The sequence below is a fragment of the Streptomyces sp. NPDC000941 genome, from assembly GCF_053599555.1.
This window is the reverse complement of record NZ_JBSFMM010000041.1, coordinates 47490-60162: the sequence shown is the minus strand read 5'-3', so window position 1 is coordinate 60162 and position 12673 is coordinate 47490. Positions and strand designations below refer to the sequence as shown.

The 12673-nt window shown below is 71.5% G+C and carries 12 protein-coding genes; 9 read left to right on the top strand and 3 right to left on the bottom strand.

From position 1 onward, the window contains the following. The first annotated feature begins 122 nt into the window (after positions 1–122). The 7 genes from ACWDSL_RS16040 (at position 123) to ACWDSL_RS16010 (ending at position 8159) form a co-directional block, all read left to right on the top strand. Positions 123–782, top strand: a complete 660-nt coding sequence (locus tag ACWDSL_RS16040) for an SCO family protein (RefSeq protein WP_450485714.1) — start codon at positions 123–125, stop codon at positions 780–782. Beyond that, a complete protein-coding gene (locus ACWDSL_RS16035) occupies positions 779–1270 on the top strand; it encodes a copper chaperone PCu(A)C (RefSeq protein ID WP_450485708.1) in 492 nt (163 codons plus the stop codon). The genes ACWDSL_RS16040 and ACWDSL_RS16035 overlap by 4 nt, the downstream gene beginning before the upstream one ends. 6 nt (positions 1271–1276) lie before the next feature. Next, positions 1277–3241, top strand: coding sequence for a copper resistance CopC/CopD family protein (locus ACWDSL_RS16030; RefSeq protein WP_450485706.1), 1965 nt, complete (start codon positions 1277–1279; stop codon positions 3239–3241). Continuing rightward, positions 3238–4584 (top strand): iron uptake transporter deferrochelatase/peroxidase subunit, encoded by a 1347-nt coding sequence (gene efeB, locus ACWDSL_RS16025; RefSeq protein ID WP_450485704.1) that lies wholly within the window; start codon positions 3238–3240, stop codon positions 4582–4584. Before ACWDSL_RS16030 ends, efeB begins: the two co-directional genes overlap by 4 nt. A 67-nt stretch (positions 4585–4651) precedes the next feature. Next, entirely contained in the window at positions 4652–5587 is a 936-nt protein-coding gene (gene pheA / locus ACWDSL_RS16020) for a prephenate dehydratase (RefSeq protein WP_450485702.1), read from the top strand. A gap of 470 nt (positions 5588–6057) precedes the next feature. Further along, complete coding sequence (gene serS, locus ACWDSL_RS16015) at positions 6058–7335, top strand: serine--tRNA ligase (RefSeq protein WP_450485700.1); 1278 nt, start codon at positions 6058–6060, stop codon at positions 7333–7335. After that, positions 7332–8159, top strand: coding sequence for a Cof-type HAD-IIB family hydrolase (locus tag ACWDSL_RS16010; RefSeq protein WP_450485698.1), 828 nt, complete (start codon positions 7332–7334; stop codon positions 8157–8159). Before serS ends, ACWDSL_RS16010 begins: the two co-directional genes overlap by 4 nt. Here ACWDSL_RS16010 and ACWDSL_RS16005 read toward each other — a convergent pair. Both ACWDSL_RS16005 and ACWDSL_RS16000 read right to left on the bottom strand, forming a co-directional pair. Then, positions 8143–8592, bottom strand: a complete 450-nt coding sequence (locus ACWDSL_RS16005) for a phospholipase (RefSeq protein WP_450485696.1) — start codon at positions 8590–8592, stop codon at positions 8143–8145. The genes ACWDSL_RS16010 and ACWDSL_RS16005 overlap by 17 nt on opposite strands. Positions 8593–8820: 228 nt before the next feature. Next, positions 8821–9825, bottom strand: a complete 1005-nt coding sequence (locus tag ACWDSL_RS16000; RefSeq protein ID WP_450485694.1) for an Lrp/AsnC family transcriptional regulator — start codon at positions 9823–9825, stop codon at positions 8821–8823. Positions 9826–9964: 139 nt separating this feature from the next. On the opposite strand from ACWDSL_RS16000, the gene ACWDSL_RS15995 reads away from it, so the two are divergent. Together ACWDSL_RS15995 and ACWDSL_RS15990 are read left to right on the top strand one after the other, a co-directional pair. After that, positions 9965–11515 (top strand): MFS transporter, encoded by a 1551-nt coding sequence (locus ACWDSL_RS15995; protein WP_450485692.1) that lies wholly within the window; start codon positions 9965–9967, stop codon positions 11513–11515. A gap of 119 nt (positions 11516–11634) precedes the next feature. After that, on the top strand, positions 11635–11877 hold the full coding sequence (locus ACWDSL_RS15990; RefSeq protein WP_450485690.1) for a hypothetical protein: 243 nt from the start codon (positions 11635–11637) through the stop codon (positions 11875–11877). A 45-nt stretch (positions 11878–11922) separates the two neighbouring features. On the opposite strand, the gene ACWDSL_RS15985 is transcribed toward ACWDSL_RS15990, so the two are convergent. Beyond that, positions 11923–12648, bottom strand: coding sequence for an ABC transporter permease (locus tag ACWDSL_RS15985; RefSeq protein WP_450485712.1), 726 nt, complete (start codon positions 12646–12648; stop codon positions 11923–11925). Positions 12649–12673: the final 25 nt, after the last annotated feature.

Sequence of the window (12673 nt, the reverse complement as noted above, 5' to 3'; positions counted from 1 at the left end):
TTCTTTCCGCGGGCCTTATCGTCGACCCCGCCCCCGTCCTTTTGCTATCCGGCGGGGGGGCGGGCGCGATGCCCGCCACCCCCGTACCACCGATCCATCCGTCTTCTTCGGAGAACCACTCCATGCGCACCAAATCCCTGGGCGCGGCCCTCGTCACCGCCGCCGCGCTCACCCTCACCGCCTGCGGCAGTTCCGACGGCGACAGCGACAAGACAGAAAAAGCCGCCGAGGTCTCCGGCGGCAGCAAGCCCGGTCAGGCGATCGTCCTCGACCAGCCCAAGGCCAAGCCCGATCTGGTCCTGACCGACACCGACGGCAAGAAGTACGACCTGCTGAAGGAGACCAAGGGCAGGCCCACCCTGATCTACTTCGGCTACACGTACTGCCCTGACGTCTGCTCCCTGGTCATGAGCAACATCGGCATCGCGGAGAAGAAGCTCTCCAAGGCCGAGCGCGACAAGCTCCAGGTCGTCTTCGTCACCACCGACCCCGAGCGGGACACCCCCAAGAGGATGCGCTCCTGGCTGAACGGCCAGGGCGGGCAGGACTTCGTCGCCCTGACCGGCGATATCGAGACCATCCAGGCCGCGGCCCGGCCGCTGGGCATCCTCGTCGAGAAGCCGGAGAAGGAGAAGGACGGCAGCATCACCGTCAACCACGGCGCCGAGGTGCTGGCCTTCTCCCCCAAGGACGACAAGAACCACTGGCTGTACACCACGGAGACCACGGCCGACCAGTACGTGAAGGACCTGCCCAAGATCATCGAGGGGCAGAACCCGTGACGCGGACCGGGGCGGGGCCGGCGACCGGCGTGCGGCGGCGGACGGCCGCCGCCGCGTCGTTGGCCCTCGGCCTGTCCGTCGTCCTCGCCGCCTGTGGCAGCGAGGACGACGGCGGCGACAGCCCGAAGCTGTCCGTCAGCGGCGCGTACGTACCCCAGCCCCCGACACCGGACATGGCCGCGGGCTATGTGACGGTGACCAACAAGGGCGGCGCCGACGACGAGTTGACCTCCGTCACCACTCCGCTGGCCGCCGAGGTCACCATGCACACCACCACCGGCACCCGGATGAAGCAGGTGCGATCGCTGAAGGTCCCGGCGGACGGCGAGCTCAGGCTGGCCACCGGCGGAGATCATCTGATGCTGACAAATCTGACCCATAAGCCAAAGGTCGGTGACAAGGTCAGTTTCACCCTGCACTTCGCCTCCTCCGACCCCGTCGAGATCAAGGTCCCGGTCGAGCCGACGACGTACCGCCCCAAGGACTGACGCCCGATGACCTCGCGCACCCCCTCCCTGGCCAGGCCGGCCACCAGGCGACTGCTGTCGGTCTGCGGTGCCCTGCTCGCCGCGCTGCTGTGCGCGCTGAGCTTCGGCGCGTCCCCCGCGGCCGCGCACGCCGCGCTCACGGCGACCGACCCCGGCGACGGCGCGGTGGTCAAGACCGCGCCCGAGCAGGTGCGGCTCACCTTCTCGGAGGGGGTGCTGCTGTCCCGCGACTCGGTGCGCATCCTCGATCCGAAGAGCAACCGGGTGGACACCGGCAACCCCGCCCATGTGGGCGGCAAGTCGTCGACGGCCGCCGTCGCGCTGCGCCCCGGGCTGCCCAACGGCACGTACACGGTGGCCTGGAAGGTGGTCTCGGAGGACAGCCACCCGGTCGCCGGGGCGTTCACCTTCTCCATCGGGGCGCCGTCCAAGACGAAGGCGAAGCTCCCCTCGGACGCGGGCGCCGACGGCACGGTCGAGACGCTGTACGACATCGGGCGGTACGTCGCCTACGGCGGCTTCGCCGCGCTCGTCGGCGGCTGTGTCTTCGCCGGGCTGTGCCGCTCCTCGCGCGCGGTCCAGAAGCTCGCCGTCGGCGGCTGGGTGGCGCTCTTCTCCGCGACCCTGCTGCTCATGCTGTTGCGCGCCCCGTACACCAACGGCGAGGGCATCGGCGGGGTCTTCGACCTCGGCGGCCTGGGCGATGTGCTGTCCACCAAGCCGGGCGCGGCGCTGCTGTCGCGGCTGCTGCTGCTCGGCGCGGCGGCGCTCTTCCTGGCCGTTCTCTTCGGCTCGTACGCGCGCCGCGCCGCGGACGAGGACCCGGGGCGGCGCCAGGACCTGGCCTTCGGGCTCGCCTTCGGCGGCACCGTCCTCTCGGTGGGCATCGCCGCGACCTGGGCGATGGCCGAGCACGCCTCGGTCGGCATCCAGTCCAAGGTCGCGATGCCGGTCGACGTGGTCCACCTGCTCGCCGTGGGGGTGTGGCTGGGCGGCCTCGCGGCGCTCGTGGTCACGCTGCGCACGGGGGAGCCGATCGGGCGGTCGGCCGTACGCCGCTTCTCGCGGCTGGCCTTCGGCTCGGTCGTCGTCCTCGTCCTCACCGGCGTCTACCAGTCGTGGCGGCAGGTCGGCTCCTGGGACGCGCTGACCGACACCGAATACGGGCGCTGGCTGCTGGTCAAGGTCGGCCTCGTGGCGGTGCTCCTCGCCATCGCCTCCGTCTCGCGCCGCTGGACGGGCCGCCTCGTGGACGCGCCTGCGGCCGGAGCCGATGACAAGGCCGACGACAAGGCTGACGACAAGGCCGAGAAGAAGGCCGACGAGAAGGCCACCGAGGAAGAGGAAGACGCGGACGAGACGGCGGAAGGGACGGCCGCCGACCCCGTGCGCACGGCCCAGCTCGCCCGCCAGAAGGCCGCGGTCGCCAAGGCCACCACCCTCCGCGCGCGCTACGGCGACCTCGCGCGCGGCTCGCTCTACCGCTCCGTACTGGCCGAGACGGTCGTGGCCGTCGTGCTGCTCGCCGTCGCCACCCAGCTGAGCACGACCCAGCCCGGCCGGGCCGCGAGCGCCGTGGCGAGCGCGAAGGGCGGCGGCACGGCCGCGGACACCAGCCCCGCCGTCGACCCGATCAGCGTCGAGATCCCGTACAACACGGGGCCCAAGAGCGGCCGCGGCAAGGCGATCTTCATGCTGGACCCGGCCCTCCCCGGCGACAACCTGATCCATGTCTTCACCTTCGACCTGGCCGACCGCCCCGTGGACGCGGCCGAGGCGAAGGTGACCCTGACGCTCCCGAAGAAGAACATCGGCCCGCTGTCCGTGCCACTGGAGCACGTCGCCACCGGCCACTGGAGCGCGAAGAGCTTCCAGCTGCCCATGGGCGGCACCTGGCGGCTCGCCCTGACCGTACGGACCTCCGACATCGACCAGGTGACGGAGACCAGGACCCTGAAGATCGGCCGATGAGCAAGACCCCGAACACCCAAGGCACCCCGAACACCCAAAGCTCCCCGGGCACCCAAAGCTCCCGGAGCACCCAGCGCACCCCGGACAGCACCCGGCGCACCGCCCACACCCAGCCGGAACCCCCTTCCCCGATCTCCCGGCGCCGCCTGCTGGGCACGGCCGGCGCCGTCGGCGCGGCCGGGCTCGTCGCGGGCGGCGCGGCCGGGGCGTACGCCGCCGAGTCGGTACGCAGCGACCCCGACCCGCTCAGCTCCGTCGGCTCGACCACGGTGCCCTTCCACGGTGAGCGCCAGGCGGGCATCACCACCCCCCTCCAGGCGCACGGCCACCTCGTCGCCCTCGACCTGGCGCCCGGCGCGGACCGCAAGGCGGTCGCCGCGCTGCTGCGCCGCTGGTCGAAGTCGGCCGAGGAGCTGACCGCGGGCAAGGCCCCGGCCGACGACACCGGTATCGCGCTGGACGCGGGCCCGGCGTCGCTGACCGTCACCTTCGGCTTCGGCCGCGCCTTCTTCGGCAAGGTGGGGCTGAAGGACCGGCTGCCCGAGGCGCTGGCCCCGCTGCCCGACTTCTCGGCGGACGTACTCGACCCGAAGCGCAGCAACGGTGACCTGTGGCTGCAGATCGGCGCCGACGACGGCCTGGTCGCCTTCCACGCGCTGCGCGCGCTGCAGCGCGAGGCCCGGGGGGTGGCCCGGGTGCGCTGGCAGATGAACGGCTTCAACCGGACGCCCGGCGCGACCTCCCGCCCCATGACGGCGCGCAACCTGATGGGGCAGGTCGACGGCACGAACAATCCCAAGCCCACGGACGACGACTTCGACCAGCGGATCTTCGTCCCGGCGAAGGGGAAGCCGGACTGGATGGCGGGCGGCTCGTACGCGGTGGTGCGGCGGATCCGGATGCTCCTGGACTCCTGGGACCATCTCTCCCTGGAGCGGCAGGAGCGGGTGATAGGCCGCCGCAAGTCGGACGGCGCCCCGCTGTCCGGCGGTACGGAGACCACTCCGGTCGAGCTGGCCAAGGTGAACGCGGACGGCTCGCTGGCCATCGCGGGCGACGCGCACGTACGGGTCGCCGCGCCGGCCTCGAACCAGGGCGCGGCGATGCTGCGCCGCCCCTTCTCGTACCACGACGGCTTCCGCGAGGACGGCGCGCCGGACGCCGGGCTGCTGTTCGTCGCCTGGCAGGCGGATCCGATGAAGGGCTTCGTCCCGGTGCAGCGGAAGCTGGACCGGGGGGACGGGCTGTCGCGGTTCCTGCGCCACGAGGCGAGCGCGCTCTTCGCGGTGCCGGGCGGCTGCGCCCCCGGAGAGTACGTCGGTCAGGCACTCTTGGAAGGGTGAACCGCGGGCGTCGGGGCCGGACGCTGGGTATCGTGACGGTTCTCGTCCGTTTCAGGGAGTCAGCGTGATGTCGGCCAGTGTTTATACCTACCTCGGTCCCGAAGGCACCTTCACGGAGGCCGCGCTGCGGTCGCTGCCCGAGGCCGCCACGCGCGAGCTGATGCCCATGGTCTCGGTGCCGACGACGCTGGACGCCGTGCGGTCGGGGGCGGCGGCGGCCGCGCTGGTCCCCATCGAGAACTCGGTGGAGGGCGGCGTGACCATCACGCTCGACGAGCTGGCCACCGGCGAACCGCTGATGATCTACCGCGAGGTGCTGCTGCCGATCGCCTTCGCGCTGCTGGTGCGGCCGGGCACCCAGCTCGCCGATGTGAAGACGGTGACGGGCCATCCGGTGTCCCAGCCGCAGGTCAGGAAGTGGCTGGCGGCGAATCTGCCGGACGCCGTATGGGAGTCGGCCGCCTCGAACGGGGACGGGGCGCGGCTGGTGCAGGAGGGGCGCTACGACGCGGCGTTCGCCGGTGAGTTCGCGGCGGCGACGTACGGGCTCGAGCCCCTGGTGAGCGCCATCCACGACGCGGAGAACGCGACGACCCGCTTCGTACTGGTCGGCCGCCCGGCGCGGCCCGCGGTCCGCACCGGCGCGGACAAGACGTCCGTGGCGATCTGGCTCGGCGACGACCACCCGGGTGCGCTGCTGGAGCTGCTGCAGGAGTTCGCGGCGCGCGGGGTCAACCTGGTGCGCATCGAGTCGCGCCCGACGGGTCAGGGCATCGGCCGTTACTTCTTCTCGGTGGATCTCGAGGGGCACATCACGGACCGGCGGGTCGCCTCCGCCCTGATGGGGCTCAAGCGGATCTGCCCGAACGTGCGGTTCCTGGGCTCCTACCCGCGGGCCGGGTTCGAGCCGACGGAGATGTCCGCGCTGCGGAACGGCACCTCGGACGAGGACTTCGCGGTGGCGGAGGAGTGGCTGGCCCGCTGCCAGGACGGCCGGGCCTGACGGCCGGACCAGGCCCTGGCCGAGTTATCCAGCCGAGTTATCCACAGGCTTGAGGCGCGGGCTGGGGACAAGTCGACACATCAACCCGACGTAATCGACGTATCACCCAGCTCGCCTCAACCCACCTACCATCACATCTACCACTCACGTCATCACTTTTCTCTTGGCCGGCGCTCCGGTGTGAGCAAAATCCACCCGAAAGAGTGTGTGAACGAGGTTTGAGTGGGGGATCATCGCCGAGCACTTCGCGTACCAGATGATCAGCCCGACATCCACAGAACTCACACACAGCCTGTGGATAACTCGGGCCGGAACCACCTGCACCTGTGGACAACGCGAGGCCAACTCCCCCTTCGCACAAGGGAAGACGGGCGAATTTCCGCGAATCCATACCACCCCAAACAGGGCGAAGCATGACGAAAGGGAATATCGCGTCGAGCGCCGGATGTGCACACCGGTAACCTGGTGGGGTGATTGACCTTCGTCTGCTCCGTGAGGACCCCGACCGTGTGCGCGCCTCTCAGCGCGCCCGTGGAGAGGACGTCGCCATCGTCGACGCCCTGCTCTCCGCCGACGAGCGGCGCAGGTCGTCCAGCGTCCGCTTCGACGAGCTGCGCTCCGAGCAGAAGTCGCTCGGCAAGCTCATCCCCAAGGCCTCCGGCGACGAGAAGACGGAGCTGCTGAAGAAGGCGGGCGAGCTGTCCGCCGCGGTGAAGGCCGCCGACGCCGAGCAGGACCAGGCCGCGGAGGAGACCCAGCGGCTGCTGCTCCAGCTCGGCAATCTGGTCCACCCGGACGTGCCCGTCGGCGGCGAGGACGACTTCGCCGTCCTGGAGACGGTCGGCGCCCCGCGCGACTTCACGGCCGAGGGCTTCACCCCCAAGGACCACCTGGAGCTCGGCGAGCTGCTCGGCGCCATCGACACCGAGCGCGGCGCCAAGGTGTCCGGCTCGCGCTTCTACTATCTGACGGGCGTCGGCGCGCTGCTCGAGTTCGCGCTGGTCAACGCCGCGATCGCGCAGGCCACCGCGGCGGGCTTCATCCCCGTCCTCACCCCCGCCCTGGTCAAGCCCAAGGCCATGGAGGGCACCGGCTTCCTCGGCCAGGCCGCGGACGACGTCTACCACCTCGACAAGGACGACCTCTTCCTGGTCGGCACCTCCGAGGTGCCGCTGGCCGCGTACCACATGGACGAGATCCTGGACGCGTCGCAGCTGCCGCGCCGCTACGCCGGGTTCTCCTCCTGCTTCCGCCGCGAGGCCGGCTCGTACGGCAAGGACACCCGCGGCATCTTCCGGGTGCACCAGTTCGACAAGGTCGAGATGTTCGTCTACACGACGCCGGAGGAGGCGGAGGCCGAGCACCAGCGGCTGCTGGAGTGGGAGAAGCAGTGGCTGACCTCGCTCGAGCTGCCGTTCCGGGTGATCGACCTGGCCTCGGGCGACCTGGGCGCCTCGGCGACGCGGAAGTTCGACTGCGAGGCGTGGATCCCGACGCAGGGCAAGTACCGCGAGCTGACCTCGACGTCCAACACGACCGAGTTCCAGTCGCGCCGGCTGTCGATCCGGATGCGCGAGGACAAGCGGGTCCGCCCCCTGGCGACGCTGAACGGCACGCTGTGCGCGGTCACGCGGACCATCGTCGCCCTCCTGGAGAACCACCAGCAGGCCGACGGCTCGGTGCGAGTGCCCGAGGCGCTGCGCCCGTACCTGGGCGGGCGTGAGGTCCTGGAGCCGGTCGCCCGATGAGCGACAGCCCCTCGGTGCCCCTGCCCTTTTCGCTCATCGCCACCGACCTCGACGGCACCCTGCTGCGCGGCGACCACACGGTCTCCCAGCGCACCAGGGCGGCGCTCGCCGCGGCCACCGCGGCGGGCGCGGCGCATATCGTGGTCACCGGGCGGACGGTGCCGGTGGCCCGGGGCATCCTCGACGACCTGGACTACCAGGGGCTCGCGGTGTGCGGACAGGGCGCGCAGGTCTACCACGCGGGCGAGCACCGGCTGCTGACCTCCGTGACCCTGGACCGGCAGCTCGGCGCGCTCGCGCTGGAGAAGATCGAGTCGGAGATCGGCCCGCTCTTCCTGGCCGTGGCCCGCGACGGGCTCGACGGCAAGGTGCTCTTCGGGCCCGGCTACCGGGTGCATCCGGCGGAGCGGGCGGCCCGGTCGCTGGAGGACCGGGCCGACCTGTGGTCCGCCCCCGTCAGCAAGATCTACATCCAGCACGCGCGGCTGGGCGACGACGAGCTGGCCGAGGCCGCCCGCACGGCCGCGGGCGGCCTGGTGGGGGTGACCGTGGCGGGCGAGGGCCTGGTGGAGCTGTTGCCGCTGGGGCTGACCAAGGCGACGGGCCTTTCGCTGGCCGCCCGCCGCCTCGGCCTCACCGCCGAGGACACCATCGCCTTCGGCGATATGCCCAACGACATAGCGATGCTCCGCTGGGCGGCCCACGGCGTGGCCATGGCGGGCGCCCACGACGAACTCAAGGCCGTCGCCGACGAGGTCACCGCGTCCAACGAGGCGGACGGTATCGCCCTCGTCCTGGAGCGGCTGTTCAGCCCAGCGCCTTGACCGCCTGGTAGTACGTCCAGGCGGTGCTGTTGCAGGCGGCCTTCGTCACCGTGCCGTAGCCGTTGCACACCCGCTTCAGGTCCTCGTAGAAGGCGCTGTCGATACGGGCCTTGTTCGCGCTGAAGGTGCCCATGGCCTTGTAGTTGCGGTAGCCGAAGTCATGCCGGGCGCAGGCGGTCTTGAACGGGAAGCCGAGGGGGTTGTCGGGGGACTTGCTGCAGTAGTCGGTCGACCAGTCGAACTGGTACGCCGACCAGGCGCCCTGGTTGTTCCGCGCCGCGAGCCACGCGTTGTAGCTGCTGGCGCTTGTCTGGGTCCAGCTGGAGAGCACCTGCGGTTTGTCCGCGGGGGCGGCGTGGGCGGGCCCGGAGAGGGCCACGGTGGCGGCCGCGGCGACCGCGGTGGCGGCGAGGCTCGTGGCAAGACGACGCATCGGTTCCTCCGATGTCTCTGACGGCCCCTCATCGAGGCCGTAGGGAAGGGAGTTGGAACGGGTACGAGGAGTTGCGCTGGTGCACGCCAAGGGTTCGGCAGGTCCCTGACAATCGTCAAGATTTATTGAGTCGTCTGCTTGAACAGAGTTCAACCAACGGGAGTTGGGATCTTCCTCCAAGTGACCCTGCTGACCATGGGTTTCAGCGGCAAGGTCAGGGAAGACAGGTCAGGGAACGCGCCGCGCCGGGCCGCGAGGAGACGGCGGCAGCGGCCCCGCGCCCTTGACCCGGCGGATCGTCGGGGAGGTCTCCATGCCCCGCACCCCCGGCAGCGCGGCGACCCGCGTGGTCAGGTACTCGTACAGATGCCGGACGTCCCGGCACACCACGACCGCCAGCAGATTGTGCGGCCCGGTGGTCGCACAGACGAAGGCCGCCTCCGGGTGTTCCGCCACCGCCTCCCCGGCGGCGGCGAGGTGGGCCGGCAGCACCGACAGCCACAGCACGGCCGTGGAGCTGTGGCCGAACATCCGGTGGTGGTAGTCGACGTCGAAGTAGAGGGTGCCGTCGGCGCGCAGCTCCGCCAGGCGGCGGCGTACCGTCGACTGCGACCAGCCCGTGGCGGCCGCCAGCTCGGCAAGACCCGCCCGCCCGTCGCGCGCCAGCACGGCCAGAAGCTGACGGTCGCCGTCGTCCAGCCGGGCGCGGCCGTTCGGCGGGCGCTGGACGACCGGGACGACCAGCCGCTCGATCTGCCGGGGCGTCAGCGTGCCCGACTTGCTGACCAGCCCCTGCGGCCCGCCGAAGTACTCGTGCAGCACACAGTGCGCGGTCACCCCCACCACCCGTGGAGTACTCGGCAGTTTGCGCAGCAGCAGCGCGTCGCTGTCCTCGCCGGACGCCGCACGCGTGATGCCGGAGATCTCGGTGCCGCCGGACATCAGGCTCACCCATGAGGTGTCGGAGCGGCGGGCCATCGCCTCGGCCACCGACACAGCCGCGTCCGGGGTGCACTGCACCCGCAGCAGCCAGACGACTTCGCCGAGCGCGGCGGGGTCGGTGAGCCCCAGCACCCGGATCGTCCCCGTCGTGCGCAGCCGGGTGTACCGGCGCGCCACGGTCTGGTCGGAGACGCCGAGCACATCGGCGATCCGGCTGAACGGGGCCCGGCCGTCGAGCTGGAGGGCCTGGACGAGCTGCCGGTCCAGGTCGTCGAACGCGTCGTAATTCACCGCAGAAGGCTAGCCGTTGTCGGATAGCGCCACAGATGCGGTGTTGGCTGGAAGGGGCGGGGTCCGCTGACGGACTTTGGGATCACGGGGGGTACGGCGTCGGGCCGGGCCCCACTCTCTGTGGAACTCGGAGTTCGTCATGCGGAGCAAATGGTGGCCGCTCGCGGCCATCACCCTCGGCAATTTCATGCTGTTGATCGACGTCACGATCGTGAACACGGCGCTGCCGGAGGTGGCGCAGGGCCTGGACGCCTCCTTCACCTCACTGCAGTGGGTGATGGACATCTACGCGCTGGCGCTCGCCGCCCTGCTCATGGCCGCCGGATCGGCGGCCGACGTCTACGGCCGGCGGCGGCTGTATCTGTGGGGGCTCGCCGTCTTCGCGCTCTCCTCGCTGGCCTGCGGGCTCGCCCCGGACAGCGGGGTGCTGATCGCCGCCCGTGCGGTGCAGGGCGTCGGGGCGGCGGCGATGTTCGCCACCAACACCCCGCTGCTGATGGCCACCTACAGCGGGCGCGACCGCGGCGTCGCCTTCGGCGTATGGGGCGGGACCAGCGGGGCCGCCGCGGCCGTCGGCCCGATCCTGGGCGGGCTGCTCACCGAGTACGCCGACTGGCGGGCGATCTTCCTGGTCAACCTGCCGCTGACCGCGATCGCGGTGTGGATCACAATCCGTACGGTCGGCGAGTCGCGCGGCGCGCCCGGGGCGCGGATCGACTGGCCGGGCGCCGCCCTCTTCACGCTGTGCGCCGGCACGCTGACGTACGGGCTGATACGGGGCGGCGAGGACGGCTGGTCCGACAGCGGCACGATCGCGTCGCTGGTGGTCTCCGCCCTCGCGCTGGTCGTCTTCGTCCTGGTGGAGCGCCGGAAGCGGCAGCCGCTGCTGGATCTGGCGCTGATGCGCCGCCCGACCTTCGTGGTGCTGATGGCGGCGGCCCTGCTGGTGCAGGCATCGGCCTTCCCGTACCTCACCTACGCGGGGATGTGGCTGCAGTCGGTGCTCGGGCTCAGCCCGGTGCAGGCCGGGCTGGCGGTGACCCCGATGGCCGGGGTCGCGCTGGTCGTCGGAGCGGCGGGCGGACGGGTGCTGGAGCGGGTCGCTCCGGGGCGCGCGCTCGGCGGCGGGCTGCTGCTGGTGGGCGCGAGCGCGCTGGTCACCGCCGCGCGGCTGACGCCCGGCTCGGACTGGACGGCCTTTGTCCCCGGGCTGATGCTGGGCGGCCTCGGCATCGGTCTGATCATGCCCGTCCTGGTCTCGGCGGCCCTCGGCGCGGCGCCGCCGGAGCGCGCCGGGATGGCCAGCGGCGCGGTGAACACCTTCCGGCAGCTGGGGTACGCGCTCGGGATCGCGGTCCTGGGTACGGTGTTCGCCGCCCGGGTACGGGACGTCGTCGAGGACAGCGGGACCATCCCGGGGCGCGCCGCCGGACAGGCGGCCGAGGCGATCAGCGGCGGCCACGCCGACGCGGTGATCGCCGCCGCCCCGGCGGGACGTACGGAGGCGGCCAAGGCGCTGGTGGACTCGTCCTTCGTGGCGGGGCTCGACCGTATCTGCGTGATATCCGGGATCGCCGCGCTGGCGGCGGGCCTGCTGGTGCTGGCCGTCGTCCGCGGCGGCCCCGGCGCGGCGACCAGGTCCGACGCCCCCGCGAAGACCGCACCCCCGGCCGAACCGGCCCGCACCTGAGGCCGGTTGCCGATGGCTGAGCGCCCGGTCCACAGCTTCCCCGTAGGTGACGCAGGGCCGATCGACAACTCCGCCCGTCAGGATCGCCTCATCGGCACCGACGAGGATCGGAGGACGGCATGAGCGGCACGGCGGTTGTGAAGCGTACGTCGGGGTGGGTGCGGACGCTGCGGGCACCGTGGACCGTGGCCTGTGTGGCGGCGACCGTGATACTCGGCTCGTCCGCCACCGTGGCCTCGGCCCTGGACCAGGCCAACTCGGCCCCCGGGCACAAAACAACGGCGGTGGCCGCGCCCAGTGCGGCGGCCACCGCCGAGACCGGTTTCCGGTTCAGCTCCGTCCCGGCCCGGTGGCGTCCTTAGGAATCACTCCTCGGGAGTCGCTTCTCAGGAGTCGCTTCTCAGGGATCACTCCTCGCCCGCGAGGGTCAAGGTCCGCAGCTTCCGGCCCGCGTACCAGGTCGCGGCCACGGTCACCGCCAGCAGCAGGACCACTGCGGCGGGCAGGCCGACCTCTGAGGTGACCGCCCCGTTGTCGGCGACCTTCTGGGCGAGCGCGAGCGACCACTGCTGGACGCTGAGGTCGCGGGCACCGCCCACCAGGCTGCCGAACAGGGACTCCCACACCAGGGCGTAGACAAGACCCACGATCACCGCGTGCCGGGTGATGGTGCCCAGCAGCAGGAACATCGCGCTGTAGGTGATCGAGGCGACGGCGGCGGCGAGGGCGTAGGCGACCGCCAGCTGCTGGCCGTTCCCGTTGAGGATGTAGCCCGCCAGCAGGGTGGGCAGCGCCGAGAAGACGACCGTGACGCCGGTCGCGACGATGAACTTGGTGAAGATGATCGTCGGCCGCTTGACGGGCTTGGCCAGCAGATAGACCACCGAACCGTCGTCGATCTCCGGGCCGATCGCGCCCGTACCGGCGATCACCCCGATCAGCGGGACCATCGTGGCGAGCGCGAAGCCGCCGAGCACGGCGTCGGCGGTCTGGTCATCGGCGCCGGCCAGCGCCCGTACGGCCACCGCGATGACCAGCAGCAGCCCGGGCAGGCTGAACAGGATCAGCGCGCGGCGGCGGCCGAGCAGGGCCCGGTAGGTGAGCCGGGCGACGGTGGGGTGGTAAAACGACATGGCTTTCATCGCTTTCAAGGCTCCT